Source organism: Fodinicola acaciae (assembly GCF_010993745.1).
Taxonomy (GTDB): domain Bacteria; phylum Actinomycetota; class Actinomycetes; order Mycobacteriales; family HKI-0501; genus Fodinicola; species Fodinicola acaciae.
Window position 1 is genome coordinate 921,312 of record NZ_WOTN01000004.1, and the last position, 14,680, is coordinate 935,991.

Annotated in this window: 16 protein-coding genes; 9 read left to right on the forward strand and 7 right to left on the reverse strand. The window is 68.9% G+C overall.

Translation table 11 applies throughout. The features are described 5' to 3' along the window. Nucleotides 1-11 precede the first annotated feature (11 nt). Nucleotides 12-746, forward strand: coding sequence for a class I SAM-dependent methyltransferase (locus tag GNX95_RS39835; protein WP_163513157.1), 735 nt, complete (start codon nucleotides 12-14; stop codon nucleotides 744-746). A gap of 64 nt (nucleotides 747-810) precedes the next feature. Here the strand turns inward: GNX95_RS39835 and GNX95_RS39840 are convergent, their stop codons facing one another. Beyond that, entirely contained in the window at nucleotides 811-1,245 is a 435-nt protein-coding gene (locus tag GNX95_RS39840) for a PNPOx family protein (RefSeq protein ID WP_163513159.1), read from the reverse strand. Between the two features lie 57 nt (nucleotides 1,246-1,302). Here GNX95_RS39840 and GNX95_RS39845 point away from each other — a divergent pair, with 57 nt between their 5' ends. Further along, a complete protein-coding gene (locus tag GNX95_RS39845) occupies nucleotides 1,303-1,788 on the forward strand; it encodes a MarR family winged helix-turn-helix transcriptional regulator (protein ID WP_163513161.1) in 486 nt (161 codons plus the stop codon). Here GNX95_RS39845 and GNX95_RS39850 read toward each other — a convergent pair. The 3 genes from GNX95_RS39850 to GNX95_RS39860 form a co-directional block, all read right to left on the reverse strand. Continuing rightward, a complete protein-coding gene (locus GNX95_RS39850; protein WP_222854293.1) occupies nucleotides 1,753-4,485 on the reverse strand; it encodes a helix-turn-helix transcriptional regulator in 2,733 nt (910 codons plus the stop codon). The two genes, GNX95_RS39845 and GNX95_RS39850, sit on opposite strands and share 36 nt — an antisense overlap. Further along, nucleotides 4,455-4,646 (reverse strand): hypothetical protein, encoded by a 192-nt coding sequence (locus GNX95_RS39855; protein WP_163513163.1) that lies wholly within the window; start codon nucleotides 4,644-4,646, stop codon nucleotides 4,455-4,457. Before GNX95_RS39855 ends, GNX95_RS39850 begins: the two co-directional genes overlap by 31 nt. A gap of 213 nt (nucleotides 4,647-4,859) precedes the next feature. Next, nucleotides 4,860-6,041 carry an ROK family transcriptional regulator gene (locus GNX95_RS39860; protein WP_163513164.1) on the reverse strand — a complete coding sequence of 394 codons (1,182 nt, stop codon included), beginning with the start codon at nucleotides 6,039-6,041 and terminating at the stop codon, nucleotides 4,860-4,862. A gap of 130 nt (nucleotides 6,042-6,171) precedes the next feature. On the opposite strand from GNX95_RS39860, the gene GNX95_RS39865 reads away from it, so the two are divergent. From GNX95_RS39865 to GNX95_RS39885, 5 genes are read left to right on the forward strand one after another with little or no spacing between them, the layout of a single operon-like run. Beyond that, nucleotides 6,172-7,173, forward strand: coding sequence for a substrate-binding domain-containing protein (locus GNX95_RS39865; protein WP_163513166.1), 1,002 nt, complete (start codon nucleotides 6,172-6,174; stop codon nucleotides 7,171-7,173). Continuing rightward, nucleotides 7,173-8,129, forward strand: coding sequence for an ABC transporter permease (locus GNX95_RS39870; protein WP_163513168.1), 957 nt, complete (start codon nucleotides 7,173-7,175; stop codon nucleotides 8,127-8,129). The genes GNX95_RS39865 and GNX95_RS39870 overlap by 1 nt, the downstream gene beginning before the upstream one ends. Beyond that, nucleotides 8,126-8,851: an ATP-binding cassette domain-containing protein gene (locus tag GNX95_RS39875; RefSeq protein WP_163513170.1), complete on the forward strand. Its 726-nt coding sequence runs from the start codon at nucleotides 8,126-8,128 to the stop codon at nucleotides 8,849-8,851. The genes GNX95_RS39870 and GNX95_RS39875 overlap by 4 nt, the downstream gene beginning before the upstream one ends. A gap of 12 nt (nucleotides 8,852-8,863) precedes the next feature. After that, entirely contained in the window at nucleotides 8,864-9,715 is an 852-nt protein-coding gene (locus GNX95_RS39880; protein ID WP_163513172.1) for a sugar phosphate isomerase/epimerase family protein, read from the forward strand. Next, nucleotides 9,715-10,335 carry a nucleoside/nucleotide kinase family protein gene (locus GNX95_RS39885; protein ID WP_163513174.1) on the forward strand — a complete coding sequence of 207 codons (621 nt, stop codon included), beginning with the start codon at nucleotides 9,715-9,717 and terminating at the stop codon, nucleotides 10,333-10,335. Before GNX95_RS39880 ends, GNX95_RS39885 begins: the two co-directional genes overlap by 1 nt. Before the next feature lie 24 nt (nucleotides 10,336-10,359). Here GNX95_RS39885 and GNX95_RS39890 read toward each other — a convergent pair whose 3' ends face one another. Together GNX95_RS39890 and GNX95_RS39895 are read right to left on the reverse strand one after the other, a co-directional pair. Then, nucleotides 10,360-11,232 carry a CPBP family intramembrane glutamic endopeptidase gene (locus GNX95_RS39890; RefSeq protein WP_163513176.1) on the reverse strand — a complete coding sequence of 291 codons (873 nt, stop codon included), beginning with the start codon at nucleotides 11,230-11,232 and terminating at the stop codon, nucleotides 10,360-10,362. 70 nt (nucleotides 11,233-11,302) lie between these two features. Then, nucleotides 11,303-12,295 carry a GlxA family transcriptional regulator gene (locus tag GNX95_RS39895; RefSeq protein WP_163513178.1) on the reverse strand — a complete coding sequence of 331 codons (993 nt, stop codon included), beginning with the start codon at nucleotides 12,293-12,295 and terminating at the stop codon, nucleotides 11,303-11,305. Between the two features lie 62 nt (nucleotides 12,296-12,357). Here GNX95_RS39895 and GNX95_RS39900 point away from each other — a divergent pair, with 62 nt between their 5' ends. Next, nucleotides 12,358-12,564: a type II toxin-antitoxin system VapB family antitoxin gene (locus GNX95_RS39900; RefSeq protein WP_163513180.1), complete on the forward strand. Its 207-nt coding sequence runs from the start codon at nucleotides 12,358-12,360 to the stop codon at nucleotides 12,562-12,564. A 177-nt stretch (nucleotides 12,565-12,741) separates the two neighbouring features. Continuing rightward, a complete protein-coding gene (locus GNX95_RS39905; protein ID WP_163513182.1) occupies nucleotides 12,742-13,539 on the forward strand; it encodes an NAD(P)H-dependent oxidoreductase in 798 nt (265 codons plus the stop codon). Here the strand turns inward: GNX95_RS39905 and GNX95_RS39910 are convergent. Continuing rightward, nucleotides 13,478-14,638, reverse strand: a complete 1,161-nt coding sequence (locus GNX95_RS39910; protein ID WP_222854294.1) for a DNA glycosylase AlkZ-like family protein — start codon at nucleotides 14,636-14,638, stop codon at nucleotides 13,478-13,480. The genes GNX95_RS39905 and GNX95_RS39910 overlap by 62 nt on opposite strands. Nucleotides 14,639-14,680 lie beyond the last annotated feature (42 nt).

Genomic DNA, 14,680 nt, shown 5'->3' on the forward strand with positions numbered 1-14,680 from the left:
AGCGTGCCGGCATGACATGGACGAATTCCGACGCCGTCGACAGGTGGTCGGCGATGCCGAGGTCGTTGCTCGCCGAGATGGACGCCGACGGCGATTTCTGCCGGCGCCACCTGCTCAATCCGGTCGTGTTGCGGATGCTCGGCGATGTCGCCGGCCGGCGCGTGCTGGATGCCGGCTGTGGCAACGGATATCTGAGCCGGACGCTGGCGCGGCTCGGCGCGACGGTGGTCGGCGTCGATCCGGCCGAGGCGATGATCGGCTATTCCCGCGAGCGCGAGTCACGGCTGCGCCAGGGGATAACGTACGTCCAGGCCGACCTGTCCGACCCGCCGGATCTCGGCGAGCCGTTCGACGCCGTCGTGTCCAACGTCGTTCTGTGTGCCGTTCCTGACTGGAAGGCGGCGCTGCGTACGTGCGTGTCATCGCTGCGGCCTGACGGCGTGTTCGTCTTTTCCTTGGTGCATCCGTGTTTCGAAGGCCTGCTGCCGGCGTGGCGGTCGTACGGTCACTACCGCGTCGATCGTTACCTTGAGGAATACGTGATCCCGTCGGCGTACGCGCCGGACTTCCACCGGCCGCTGTCGGCGTATCTGACCGAGGTGGCGCGGGCCGGCGCGCACCTCACCGAGGTCGCCGAGCCCGGCCTCGACCCGGCCGCCGCCACCTCCGACGACCTCCAAGCGTACGTCCGCCTGCCCAACTTCGTCGTCATCTCGGCCACCCGCGCCGCGGAGGTCCGATTGTGACCTTGTCGCCGGATTCCGCGGCGGAACCGGTCGACAAAGTGTCAATCGGACGGCCAACGGCGTGTCAGGTGATGCGGAAGACGGCGCATTTGCCGGCGGCCTGTTCGAACTCGTCCGGCGACGGTCCGGTGACCAGGCCGGCGTTCCTGAAAAACGCGACTCCGTTTGGCACCTTCGCCGGAAACGCGCGCAGGACCCGCACCTGCTCGTCGTGGTCGGGCACCTCGGTGAGCGTCACCCGGGTCGTACGCCGGCCGCGCGACAACGTCCCCCAGCCGGCGGCTCGCGCGTTTTTGGCCCAGTCACCGGAAATCAGGCCGGCGATGACGTAACGGTGGCCGGCCACCGTCAGCGGCGAGACCGGTGTCGCGCGCATCTTGCCACTGCGCCGCCCCGGCACCGCGAGCACCTCGATGGTCCCCAGTGACAGGCCGAGCCGGTTGAGAAACTTGACCACACGGTTGGCGGCCGGCAGATAACCCGGCAGACCGTTGTCCATGATCACTCCAGTTATTTCGACGCTCGAAACATCTCTCGGCAGTGTAAGATGTTTCGAGTGTCGAAACAAGTGCGCGCCGAGCTGATCACCGAGATCCAGCACGCGGTCGCCCATTTCCAGCACCTCAACGACCTGTTCGACGCGGCGGCGGCCGAGCTGTTCGGGGTCAACCGCACGGATCTGCTGCTGATCGGCCTGCTCGGCGTGCACGGACCGCAGACCGCCGGCGAGCTGGCGGCCGGCGCGTCGCTCAGTCCGGCGGCCACCACCACGGCGATCGACCGGATCGTCCGGGCCGGTCACGCCGTACGCCGGCGCGGCGAGCACGACAAGCGCCAGACCGTCGTCGTTCTCACGCCAGGAGCGGAAAAACTGACGAGGCGGATCTATTCCACCATCGCCGACGAGGGCCGCGAGCAGCTGGAGGAATACTCCGACCGCGACCTACGCGTCATCCACGGCTTCCTGCTGCGCGGCCACGAGGTGTTGGAACGCAACGAAAAACGGCTACGAGCCAAGCGCGGCGGCGACCTCGGTGCGTGAGGTGACCTCCAGCTTGTGCAGGATGTTGGACACGTGCACGGCGGCGGTTTTCGGTGAGATGTAAAGCTTTCGGGCCAGCTCGCTGTTGGTCAGGCCGGCCGCGATCAGCAGCGCGACCTCGCGCTCTCGCGGTGTCAGCGCCTCGGCGCCGGTGACCGGCCGCTCGCCGGCTGGTGCCAGGCCCAGCTGCGTACGCACCTGCTCCAGCTGCTCGACCCGCCAGCCGCGCCAGCTCGCCAGCAGCTCGGCCGCCGCGCGCACGTGCGGCGCCGCCTCCGCCGTGCGGCCGAGCGTGTGCAGGCAACGCGCGGCGCCGACGTGCGCCGTGCCGCGTACGGCCACCGGCAGGACGGGCGAGTCGGTCACCGCCTCATAGCCTTCCAACGCCGCGCCGGTCGTCCCGGCCACCTCGGCGACCTGCGCCTCGACCAGCGTCCGCCAGCTGTCCCACACTTCCGGCGTGATCGCCTCGTCGACGAGCAGCCGCACCCGCTCCATCGGTAGGCCGCCATGCAGCGCCGCCGACACCAGGTCGTGTGCCTGGCCGTCGGAGCGCCACGGCTGCTCCTTGAGATCGGCGAGTACGTCGTCGAGCAGCCGCTCGGCCTCGGCGACCTCGCCTCGCCGGCAGGCCAGGTTGAACAGCAGGCCGGACTTCGCGGCCCCCATCATCGGCGCGCCGAGTGCGCGCAACTCGGCGACGTACTCGGCGACCCGCTGCAGCTCGCTCGCCTCCAGGCTGAGACCGGCCAGGAAGACCAGATAGAAGTCAGCGCGACGGCCGCGCCGCAGATAGACCCGGCTGCGCGCGCGGCCTTCCAGCAGCGCGTCGATGGCCTCGTCCAGGTCGCCGTTGCGAAACGCCAACCGCGCCAGCCCCATGTAGTAGGACGCGACCGCCAGCCGGTCATAGCCGGCGCGCTCGGCATCGACACGCATACGTTCGAGCAGCTCAGCCTGCTCGTTGACGGACGACAGCGGCAGCTGCGACAGGATGTTGAGGCCGCGCGCGGCGAGCACCCAGTCGCGGTGCCGCTCGGCCTCGTCGATGGCCATGCTGAGCACCTCGCGGCCCTCCAGCGCGGTGGCCGGCCGCTCGCACAGCGCCGAGCCCTTCTCCACCATCGCGGCGACGCGTACGTGCGGCAGGTCGAGCTGGTCGGCCAGCGCGATCGCCTGGTCGGCCCACTCGATGGTCGTCTCGTTGAGATCGCGCAGATACGCCGACTGGGCCAACGCGGCCAGCGCCTGTGCGCGGTCGGGACCAGGAAGCTCGTCGACCAGCGACTCGATCTCGCTGGTGTGGACCTCCATCGTGTCGTAATTCGGCGCCGATTCCCACGACAGCCGCATCAGCAGCGTCAACGCCTCGGCGCGCTCGGAGGGGTTGGCCGCGTGCTGCCGCCAGCGGTCGGCGTATCCGATCGCGTCGTCGTACAGGCCGGCCAGCCACGCCGCGCGCGCGGCGCCGGCCAGCAGCTCGGTGTCGTTGCCGACCTCGTCCAAAGCCATTTCGGCGAGCTGCAGCGCCTGGTACGCCGAACCAATCGCGAGATAGAGGGCGGTGCCTTTACGTGCGGCGGCGATCATGTCGTCGTATCGGCCGGCTGCCTGAGCGTGGTGCGCGATCAGCGCCGGGTCGGCGGATCCCTTGGCCGAGTCGGCCAGCAGCGCGTCCAGGGCGGCCTCGTGCAGGCGGCGGCGCTGGCGGCCGAGCATCTGCGAGGTCAGCGCCTCGCGTACCAGCGCGTGCCGGAAGGTGAACTCGTCCTCGCTGGACTCGATCAGCAGGCCGCGGCGGACCAGCTCGCGGAGCACGTCGATGAGCTTGCGCTCGCTCGCGCCGGTCACCGCGGCGAGCAGATCGAACGGCACGCGGTGGCCGAGCACGGCGGCCGCCTCGATGATCTCCATGTCGTCCGGGTCGAGGTCGGCGACCTGCTGTCGGAGCACCTCGGCGACGCTCCACGGCAGCGGCTGCTCGTGCGCGAGGTCCAGGTCGTTGATCGCCTGCGCGCGCAGCAGCTCCTCGATGAAGAAAGGGTTTCCGCCGGTGCGGTGATAGAGGCTCGCGACCGTGCGGTATTGCACCGGCATGCCGGTGGCGGCGGCCAGCATCGCGGCGGTGTCGGCCTCGGTCAGCCGGCCGAGCCGCAGGTGGGTCACCTCGTGCCGGCGCTCCAGCCGGGCCAGCAGCGCGGCGACCGGATGCCGGCTGGTCACCTCGTCCGGGCGGTAGGTGCCGACCAGCACCTGCGGACCGGCGCGGTCGGCCAGCCGCTCGAACAGCGCGGCGCTCTCCGAGTCGGCCCAGTGCAGGTCGTCGAAGACGATCGCGACCGGCCGGTCGCCGACGACGTGGTCGACCAGGTCGAGCCCGGTGTGCAGCCGCTCGACCGGACTGCGCGCGGGGTCGGTCAGTGCCTGCAGGTCGGCGTCGCCGTCCGGCAGGTTGAGCGCGTCGAGCAGCAGCTCGTACGGCCGCGCCAGCGAGTCCGGCTCGGCGCGGCCGACCAGCACCACGTACGAGTCGTCGACCTTGGCCAGGAACTCCTCGATCAACCGGGTCTTGCCGATCCCCGGCTCACCGGCGACCAGCGCGACCTCCGGACGCGCCGAGGCCGCGAGCCGCGTCAGCTGACGCAGCTCGCGGTCGCGGCCGACCATCATCGGACTGGCACTACGTTTGGCCCGCACGCTGCCAGCGTATCCGCGCCCCGGCGGCCGCGGAGGAGGTTGTGACGGCGGCTCTGCCGCAGCCAGCCGGCGCCGCGTACGTGGAAGCCGCCGGCGTCCGCGCGCAGGTCCCGCTGCCGCTGCGCCACCATCTCGGTCAACATTTCCGGGTGAAGGTTCATCGTCTGCTCCTGTCTTCGTCGCTGACACCATCTTCGGCTCTCAGCGACGCCCGGACATCGGCAGCGGATGTCTATCTTCGCAGCTCAGCGCATACCTAGGTGACGCACGTACGGCTCTAGGTATGCCTACGTGAAACGTCACCGGAGGCCGCGGTGCTCCAGTCCCTGGGCCTCGGGTGACGTTGACCGGCGGATACCCGGTGCGTACGCCCTCTAAACCTCGGTCGCCAGCAGCCGGTCGAGCCGCGCCGGCGAGAAGATCTCCTCGGCCAGCAACAGCGACAGGCCGACCAGTCCGGCGCGCGGATCCAGCTCGCTGCGCACGATCAGCAGGTTGCGGGTCGCCAGCGGCAGCGAGCGGCGATAGACGACCTCGCGGATGCCGGCGAACAGCTGCTCGTCGGTGTGCGCCAGCTGGCCGCCGATGCTGATCACCCGCGGGTTGAAGAGGTTGACCGCGTCGGCGATCGCGCCGCCGAGGATGCGGCCGGCGCGGCGCAACAGGCGAGCCGCGGTCAGGTCGCCGCCGCGGATGAGCGCGACGACGTCGTTGACGGTCCGTACGTCCTTGCCGGCCGCGGTCAGGTCGCGCACCAGGGCCCAGCCGCCGGCGTACGCCTCGACACAGCCGGTGTTGCCGCAGCGGCACAGCGGCTCGTCCTCGACCTCCGGCACGGTGAGCTGGATGTGGCCGATGTCGCCGGCCGCGCCGTCGGCGCCACGGTGGACGCGACCGCCGGCGATCAGGCCGCTGCCGACGCCCGTACCGACCTTGACCATCAGCAGGTGCGACACGTCCGGATGCCGCGACCGCTGCTCGCCGAGCGCCATCGCGTTGGCGTCCTTGTCGACCAGCACCGGCGCGTCGTAGTGTTCGGCGAACCAGCCGGGGATGTCGAACCGGTCCCAGCCGTTCATGATCGGCGGACTGACGACCCGGCCGCTGGCGAAGTCGACCGGCCCCGGCACGTCGATGCCGACACCGAGCACGTCTGCGCGCGGCCGACCGTCGAGCAGCTGGCCGAACAGTCCGTTGATCGTCGCCAGCACCGGCTCGGGTCCGGTCGCCACGTCGACGGTGACCTCGCGCTCCGCACACACCGTGCCGGTGAGGTCGCAAAGCGCGGCGCGCAGGCCGGTGGCGCCGACATCGGCGACCAGCAGCACGCCCCGGCCGCTGTTGAACGCGAACTGTCCGGCCGGCCGGCCGCGGGTCGGCGCGTCCTCGCCGTAGGGCACGACCATCCGTGCGTTGAGGAGCGCGTCGAGCCGCTGGTTGACGGTGGATCGCGACAAACCCGTCAAACGCATAACATCCGCACGGGTCAGGCTCTTGGTCGTACGAAACAGTGCGAGCACATCGCTGACCCCCGGAGGCCCCGACAGACTCGTCATGCGCTCACCTTATCTGTGTCGTCACTATGCACAAGTTTGTTCCAAAGAGATTTCGACTAGACATACTTATGGTTGCGCCTAGACATAAGTGACGCTACTTTCATCTCATTGTCGTCGAAAGGATCGGCAGATGAGGGTCGTACGACCGGGGATCGTCCTGCTGGCCGGCGTACTCGCGCTGAGTGCCTGCTCGTCAGGCGGTGCCAGCACGAGCGGTCCGGCGAAGATCGCGGCGGTCATCAAGGGCCTGGACAACCCGTTCTTCCAGACCATGGAGAGCGGCATCAAGAGCCAGGCCGGCGCCAAGGCGTCGGTGACCGTGCAGGCCGCCGACTCGATCACCGACACCACCGGCCAGGCCGACAAGCTCGGCAGCCTGGCCAACCAGGACTTCTCCTGCTACATCGTCAACCCGATCAGCGGGACCAACCTGGTGCAGGGGATCGCGCAGCTGGCCGCCAAGGACAGGACGATCGTCAACATCGACTCGCCGGTCGACGCGGCCGCCGCGCAGGCCGCCGGCGCGAAGATCGCCACCTACGTCGGCACCGACAACACCGCGGCCGGCCGGCTGGCCGGCCAGCAGATGGCCACGCTGCTGCCGCAGGGCGGCGAGGTCGCGGCGGTCGGCGGCGTCCCCGGCGACGTGACCAGCGCGGCGCGGATCACCGGCTTTGGCCAGGGGATCGGCGCGAAGCTGACGATCGTGCAGACGGTGGCGGCCAACTGGGACCGCCAGGAAGCGCTGACGCAGGCGACGAACGTGTTGCGGGCCCGCCCGCAGTTGAGGGGTTTCTTCGTCGCCAACGACGACATGGCGCTCGGCGTCTCGCGCGCTGTCGCGACCGCCGGAAAAGCCGGACAGGTCAAGGTGATCAGCGTCGATGGCATCAAGGATGCCTTGCAGGCCGTACAAAGCGGGACGCTGGACGCGACCGTCGCGCAATATCCGTACGTCATCGGCGCGATGGGGGTCGAGGCGTGCCGTGCGGCCGCCGCCGGCAAGACCTTGCCGTCCAAAGTGGACGCTCCGGTCGAGCTGGTGACCAAGGCGACCGCGGCCAAGGCGCTGGCGGCCACGCCGAAGCCCTTCGGCACGTACAAAGACCCGTTCGCCGCGCAGGCCGGCTGATGTCGGCAACCGCGGCGGCGCGCCGGCCGGCCTGGACCGAGCTCGGCTTCTGGGCCGACTGGGCCGCGGTCGTCGGCCTGGTCGTGCTGGTCGTCGTCTTCCAGCTGCTCAACTCGACTTTCCTGTCGCTCGGCAACGTCGAGGCGATGCTGGTCGCGTCCGCGATCCTCATCATCCTGTCGGTCGGACAGTCGTTCGTGATCGCCACCGGCGGCATCGACCTGTCGGTCGCCTCGACCATGACCTTTGGCGCGATCATGTTCGGCCTGGCCTTCAGCCACGGCTGGGGCCTGCCGCTGTCGTGTGTGGTCGCGGTCGTCGCCGGCCTGTTTTTCGGCGCGGCCAACGGGATCCTGGTCTCGCGCGGCCGGATCACCGACTTCATCGTGACGCTCGGCTCGCTGTCGGCGGCCTCCGGCGCGGCGCTGATCCTGTCCGGTGGCAAGCCGGTCACCATCGTCAACGCGACGCTGCTTCGGTTGTCCAGCAACGGGATCTGGGTCTTCGGTTGGTCGTTCATCATCGCCGCGGTGGTCGCCGTCATCGCACATGTGGCTCTGTTCCACACAAAGTTCGGCACGCACGTGCTCGCCACCGGTGGCTCGGCCGAGGCGGCCTCGGCGATGGGGGTGCGGACGAGGCGGATCAAGCTCGCCGTCTATCTGATCTCCGGACTGCTCGCCGGCCTGGCCGCGATCCTGCTGGTGGCGCGGGTCGGCGCGGCCGAGCCGGCGGCCAACACCAGCTTCCTGCTCAACTCGGTGGCCGCGGTGGTGCTCGGCGGCGTCAGCCTCACCGGTGGTCGCGGCAGCATCGTCGGACCGGTCGTCGGCGCACTATTGTTGACGGCACTGAACAACGGCCTGACCTTGCTCGGTGTTTCCCAGTTCTGGCAGCCATTGTCGGTCGGGGTGGTCGTGGTGGCCGCCGCGTTCCTGGCGAGGTTCCAGCGATGACCACGCTGCTGGAGACGCACGGCCTTTCGCTGGCTTTTGGCAACGTACAAGCGCTTCGGGACGTGTCGGTGAGCGTACGGCAGGGTGAGATCACCGCGCTGGTCGGCGACAACGGCGCCGGCAAGTCGACGCTCGTACGGTGCATTTGCGGCGTACACCGAGCCGACAGCGGCTCGATCACCTTCGACGGCCGGCAGGTGGAGTTTCACTCGCCGGAGCAGGCACGCGACGCCGGCATCGAGACGGTGCACCAGAATCTCGCGCTGGTCGAGGACCTGACCGTCTGGCAAAACCTGTTTCTGGGGCGTGAGCTGACCGCTGGTGGTTTTCTCAACCGCCGTACGATGCGCCGGCGTGCCACCGAAATGGTGTCGGCGCTGTCGATCAACGTGCCGGCGGTCAACGCGCGCGTACGGCGGCTGTCCGGCGGCCAGCGGCAGGCCGTGGCGATCTGCCGTGCCGCGAGCTTTTCCTCGAAGCTGGTCATCATGGACGAGCCGACCGCCGCTCTGGGCGTACAGGAGACGGCGAAAGTCGAGGAACTGATCGCACAGTTGCGCGACGACGGCCACGCCGTCCTGCTGATCAGCCACAATTTCGACCAGGTGATGCGACTTTCGCAGCAGGTGTGGGTGATGCGCGCCGGCCGCTGTGTGGGCGGCCGGCGCACCGAGAAGACCACCGGCGAGGAGATCGTCGCCATGATCACCGGCGCAGCCTGAGAAAGGATCTTCGTGAGCAGTCCGATTGGTGTGCACGCACTGGTCTTCGTCGGCGACACCTCGCCGTCGTCGGTGTCGGAGGCGATCACGCGCGCGGCCGCCGCCGGCTATGACCTGCTGGAGTTTTCGCTGCACGACTCGCTCAACCTGGACACCGCGGCGGCCCGTACGCAGTTGCGGGAAGCCGGGCTCGCGGTGGCCTGCTCTCGCGGCTTGGCCTTCGACGCCGATGTTTCCAGCGATGATCCCGAAGTCGTCGCGCGCGGAGTCGCGCTGCTGGAGGACTCGCTGCGGATCACGCGTGAGCTCGGCGGACAAATCCTCACCGGTGCGCTCTACAGTGCCTTGGGGAAATACGGCAAGCCGCTGACCGGCGCGGGCCGGCGTAACGTCGTGTCCACCCTGCGAGACCTGGCAAAACAGGCTTCCGGCTGGGACATGACGCTCGGCCTGGAGATCTGCAACCGCTATGAGACCAACGTCGTCAACACGGCCGCCGACGCGTTGCGGCTGGCCGACGACATCGGTGAGTCCAATGTGGTCATCCACCTCGACACGTATCACATGAACATCGAGGAGGACGACTTCGTACGGCCGGTGCGGCTGGTCGGCGACCGGCTCGGCTACGTCCACGTCGGCGAGAACCACCGCGGCTATCTGGGCGCCGGCCACCTCGACTTCACCGGATTTTTCCACTCGCTGAAGGACGTCGGCTATAACGGACCGGTGACCTTCGAAAGCTTCTCCTCGGCCGTGGTCTCCACCGGCCTGTCCAGCGACCTGGCCGTCTGGCGAAACCTGTGGGACGACGGCGACGATCTGGCCCGGCATGCGCGGCGGTTCATCGCCGGCCAGCTGCGCTGATGGATCTCCACGTTTTGGCCGAGCGGCTGCGAAAACTTGTCGACGCGCGGCCGGGCCGGGTCATCGTCGGGATCACCGGCGCGCCCGGCGCCGGCAAGTCGACACTCGCCGAGTCGCTGGTCGCCGCACTGGTGGGACCGTCGTGGATCGGCACGTGGGTCGCGTACGTGCCGATGGACGGATATCACCTGGCCGACGTCGAGCTGGCGCGGATCGGTCTGCTGGACCGGAAAGGCGCTCCGGAGACCTTCGACTCGCTCGGCTACGCGGCCCTGTTGCGCCGGTTGCGCGCCGACGAGGACGAGGTCGTCTACGCGCCGGGTTTCGAGCGGGAGCTGGAACAACCGATCGCCGGCAGCCTGCCGGTGTTGCGGCCGGCTCGGCTGATCATCACCGAAGGCAACTACCTGCTGCACTGGCCGGCCGTGCGCGCCGCGCTCGACGAGGTCTGGTTTTGCGAGGTCGCCGAGCAAACCCGGATGGCCCGGCTGGTCGCCCGGCACGAACGCTTCGGCAAGTCGCACGAGGACGCGGTGGCGTGGGCGTACGGCTCCGACCAACGCAACGCCGAGATCGTCGCCGCCACCCGCGACCGCGCCGACCTCATCGTGCGAAGTTGACGACCTCAGGCGCAGGACAACAGGTCAATCCTTGAGGCCGAGTCGGCCGCCGGTGAGCCAGATCAGCAGGAGAGCGGCGCCGGTCAGGCCGATCGCCGGACCCCAGTTGCCGCGGGCCTGTACGCCAGGGAAGAGCTGCGGCCAGACCACGAACAGGAAGTTGTTGAAACTGGCGTGCATCAGGATCACCATCGGCACACTTTGGCCCGAGCGGTTGAAAAGCCAGGTGAGGACGAAGCTGAACGCGACGGTCGCGATGGTGAACTGGACGATCGCCCGCCAGCCGCCGCCCTCACCCCAGCTGGTCAGGAACAGCGGATAGTGCCACAGGCCCCACAGCAGGCCGAGGATCGTGGTGCCGAGCACCGCGCCAAAGCGCTTTTGCAGCCGGGGCAAGGCAAAGTCGCGCCAACCCGGTTCCTCGGCCAGGCCGCTGGTGAGGATCTGCAGCAGCAGGAAACCGAGATAGGCCGGCAGCACGCTCAACGCTGGCATCGAGAGCGTCTGCAACACTCCTGGCACCGCGAGGCTGCCGACCGCGATGACCAGCGGCGCGACGAACAGTGCGGCGGCATACCAGCGCAGCCTGACGCGTACGCGGAACAGCCGGCCGCGCCACTCCCGCAGGCCCTCGGCTCCTTCGGCCGCCGCGGTGACCACGAACGCGGCGGTCAGCGGTCCGAAGTAGGCGCCGGGCATGATGCCGAGCAGCTGGCTCGAGCCGAGAAGTTCGGGAAACTTGAAGGAAAGTGTGCCGAGTCCGTCGTACGACAGGATGAACGGCAGCCAGAGCAGCCAGCTGATGCCGTCGGCCAGCGCGAAGAACGTCAGCAGCGGATGGCGGCGGACGAAGCCGCGCACCCGTCCCGACGGTGGTGCCTGCGTCAGTGTCGTCATGCCTGGAAACGCTAGGAATTCCGGCCAACCGGCACGATGGCGTACGCACGCGTCTTGGTGGTGGTGCTGACTACACCACCTTGACCGGAGTGCGGAAGGTGTTTCGATAGGCGCTCGGTGAGACGCCGAGCGCGGTCTGCAGATGTTGGCGGAGTGACGCGGCGGTGCCGAAGCCGGCGTCGGCGGCGATCCGGTCGACCGACAGGTCGGTCTCCTCCAGCAGCTGCCGCGCGCGCTCGATCCGTTGCTGGGTCAGCCATTGCACCGGCGAAACGCCGACTTCCTCGCGAAACCGCCTGGTGAAGGTGCGTACGCTCATCGACTCCTGCGCGGCCAGCTCGCGAAGCGTCACCGGCCGGTGCAGGTGTTTCAGCGCCCAGCCGCGCGCCTTGCCGGTCGAGGAGATCTGCGGCTCCGGCACCGGCCGGCGGATGTACTGCGCCTGGCCACCGTCGCGATGCGGCGGCACGACCGTGCCGCGCGCGACCTCGTTTGCCACCGCGGCACCGAAATCCGCGCGGATCATGTGCAGGCACAGGTCGATGCCGGACGCGACGCCGGCGGAGGTGAGGATGTCGCCGTCATCGGTGTAGAGCACGTCGGGGTCGAGCCGCACCGCCGGATACAGCCGCTGGAACTCGCGTGCCGACCGCCAGTGCGTGGTCGCCGGCCGTCCGTCCAGCAGTCCAGCCGCCGCCAGCACGAAGGCGCCCGTGCAGATCGACGCGATCCGCGCGGCCGCCGGCACGCGGGCGAAGGCGGCGGCGAGCGGCGGACTCAGGCTGCCGCCACGCGGCTCGTAGTCGGCGTTGGCCGCTGGTACGACGATCGTGTCGGCCTCGGCCAAGGCCTGCGGACCGTGCGTCACGGTGATGGTGAAGTCGGCGTCGGTGTAGACCTCGCCAGGCGCCGGCGTGCACGTGATGACCTCGTACAACGGCCGCCCGTCCGCCGACCTGGCCTGGCCGAACAGCCGGTGCACGATCCCCAGCTCCATCGGCAGCAACCCGTGCCTGACCAGCACGGCCACCTTGTGCCGCTCCGGAAACGCGAAAACCGCCATGGCTCGATCCTTGCACATCCTGCCGCTCCGGCCACAATGGTCGTGTGGACAAAGAGGCGAGTTTGGTCAGAACGATCACGGACATCGACCTGGACCTGATGGCGCGGGCCAGCGAGATCCTTGGGACGGAGACGGTCAGTGACACGATCGACGCCGCTTTCGGCGAGGTCATCCGACGAGCCGCCGGACGTACGCTGGTCGCACTCGCCGAGGATGGTGCGTTCGACGCTCTTTTGGAGCCTGGCGCCGAGCATCGGATGTGGCGATAACCGCACGATTGTCGGTCTGTGGACCGTCCGCTGTTGTTTCTCGATGTCGACGGACCGCTCATTCCGTTTGGTGGCACGGATTCGGCAGGCGGTGGATGAGGCGTACTGGCCGGATTGTCGTGGATGTTGGCCTGACGGACGTGGAAGTGGCCGGACGTACGGCGGACGCTGGCAGACATGCGAGTCCTGTGGGTTTACGCGCATCCAGAGCCACGGTCGCTCAACGCGGCGCTCCGCCACGAAGGTTTGCGTACGCTGACCGGCCTCGGACATGAGATCCGGCAGTCCGATCTGTATGCCATGAGGTTCGATCCGGTCGTCGACCGCGACGACTTCGGAGCCGGTGACGGCCGGTTGATCGTCGGCGACGAGTCGCGCCGCGCGTACGAGGGTGGCCGGCTGAGCGACGACATCGTTGCCGAGCAAGAGAAACTGCTCTGGTCGGACACGGTCGTGCTGCAGTTTCCACTGTGGTGGTTTGGCATGCCGGCGATCCTGAAAGGTTGGTTCGACCGGGTTTTCGTCAAGGGGTTCGGTTACGGCGTCACACATCCGGACGGTCGGACGAAACGCTATGGTGACGGCGTGCTGAGCGGCCGGCGCGCGCTGGTCGTGGTGACCGCCGGATCGCCGGCCACCGCGTTGGGGCCGCGCGGCATCAACGGCGACCTCGAAGAGCTGCTGTTTCCGTTGCTGCACGGCACACTTTGGTACGCCGGCATGGCGCCGCTCGCGCCGCTGCTCGTCCCCGGTGCCGACCGGCCGACCAATTATCACCAGACGGCAGCGAAACTACGCGACCGGCTGATCCGGCTGCCGGACGAGGAGCCGTTGCCATATCGCCATCAGGACAGCGACGACTACGACGAAAACCTGGTCCTCTGCGACGATCTGGCGACCGGGGAGAGCGGCCTCAGCGTCCATTGCGGAGATCGGCGATCCGCGGTGCGCGACTTTTCACCGAATCGAGGCTGAAACTGCGTACGTCGCCGAGGTCGTCACGCGCGTACGCCTCGACCTTGGCGACAGCGGCACGCAGGTCGTCGTCGACCGGCACGAATGCCTGGTATGCGATCGTGCCGGTCTCCGGGTCGAATTCCCACAGCCCGACGATCCGGCCGCGGTCGACGATCAGGTGGCACGGCGGATCGGCGAGAGAGCCGATCGTCTTGCCGGGTTTTTCGCCTGGTGCCTGACGATCGGCATCGGCCGGGTCGAGCAGCCGGCGCAGGTCCCGGTGCAGCAGGTGGATGCCGTCGATGCCGGCGACCAGTGCATACTGTGGTTGCGCCGGTGGCGCGAAATCCGCGTATTCGGCGGCCAGGTCAGCCGGCATCAGCAGATCGTCCTGCAGTGTCACCAAGTCCAGCTCGGCGATCACCTTTTTCGCGGTGGCCGCGCTGAAAGCGGAAAACCAGCGGAAATGCTTCAGCGAGGCGGGCGCGGCCCAGCGGAAATACCGTACGGCCAGCTCGACCTGAGCGTCACCGTCCACAGTGGACGGTTGGGACCATCGCGTGTAGCGATAGCGTTGCTGGTCCAGCCGGCCGTTCACCGGTACGCGCCGGATCTCGCCGCGTGCCTGCAGCAGGCCGAGCGCCAGCGGCAGCGTGCTCGACATGCCGCGCTTGCGGCCGGCGTCGCCGAATGACCGCGCGAGGTCGCCGACCGCGTCCTTGATGCCGGCCGGATCCAGCGGCCCGTCGGCCAACGCGTCGACCACCGCGGCGCCAAGCTTGTCGATCTCGGCGGCGGTCACGCCGAGGTGCTTCTGCGCCGCCGCGAGATCGCCGGCCGGTGCTCCGGCGCCGACCGCGAGGCCGAGCGCGAAGTCCGAGGCCGGCAGCACGTACGCGCAACCGCGCGCCGACGGCAGCTCGTGGATCGACAGGTCGGCGACCGCCGCGTCGACCTCGGCGCGGCGCAGGCCGGCGCGCGCGAACAGGCCGAGATACGGCGCGGAGCCGCCGACCGAGCGCATCCAACCGGTCCTGACCAGCACGTCCGCGGCGCTCGCGGCCGGCTCGCCGGCCAGCCCCTGTCGGTGACACCACCAGGCTCGAAGTTTGTCCACGCCGCGATTATAACCACATTGGATATATCCAGCCTAGATATG

Excerpts from the sequence above, each read along its gene's own strand:
- GNX95_RS39860 (WP_163513164.1), bottom strand. The coding sequence starts at position 6,041 with ATGACGAGTCTGTCGGGGCCTCCGGGGGTCAGCGATGTGCTCGCACTG.
- GNX95_RS39835 (WP_163513157.1), top strand. The coding sequence starts at position 12 with ATGACATGGACGAATTCCGACGCCGTCGACAGGTGGTCGGCGATGCCG.
- GNX95_RS39870 (WP_163513168.1), top strand. The coding sequence starts at position 7,173 with ATGTCGGCAACCGCGGCGGCGCGCCGGCCGGCCTGGACCGAGCTCGGC.
- GNX95_RS39905 (WP_163513182.1), top strand. The coding sequence starts at position 12,742 with ATGCGAGTCCTGTGGGTTTACGCGCATCCAGAGCCACGGTCGCTCAAC.
- GNX95_RS39890 (WP_163513176.1), bottom strand. The coding sequence starts at position 11,232 with ATGACGACACTGACGCAGGCACCACCGTCGGGACGGGTGCGCGGCTTC.
- GNX95_RS39855 (WP_163513163.1), bottom strand. The coding sequence starts at position 4,646 with ATGAACCTTCACCCGGAAATGTTGACCGAGATGGTGGCGCAGCGGCAG.
- GNX95_RS39840 (WP_163513159.1), bottom strand. The coding sequence starts at position 1,245 with ATGGACAACGGTCTGCCGGGTTATCTGCCGGCCGCCAACCGTGTGGTC.
- GNX95_RS39885 (WP_163513174.1), top strand. The coding sequence starts at position 9,715 with ATGGATCTCCACGTTTTGGCCGAGCGGCTGCGAAAACTTGTCGACGCG.
- GNX95_RS39895 (WP_163513178.1), bottom strand. The coding sequence starts at position 12,295 with ATGGCGGTTTTCGCGTTTCCGGAGCGGCACAAGGTGGCCGTGCTGGTC.
- GNX95_RS39865 (WP_163513166.1), top strand. The coding sequence starts at position 6,172 with ATGAGGGTCGTACGACCGGGGATCGTCCTGCTGGCCGGCGTACTCGCG.
- GNX95_RS39875 (WP_163513170.1), top strand. The coding sequence starts at position 8,126 with ATGACCACGCTGCTGGAGACGCACGGCCTTTCGCTGGCTTTTGGCAAC.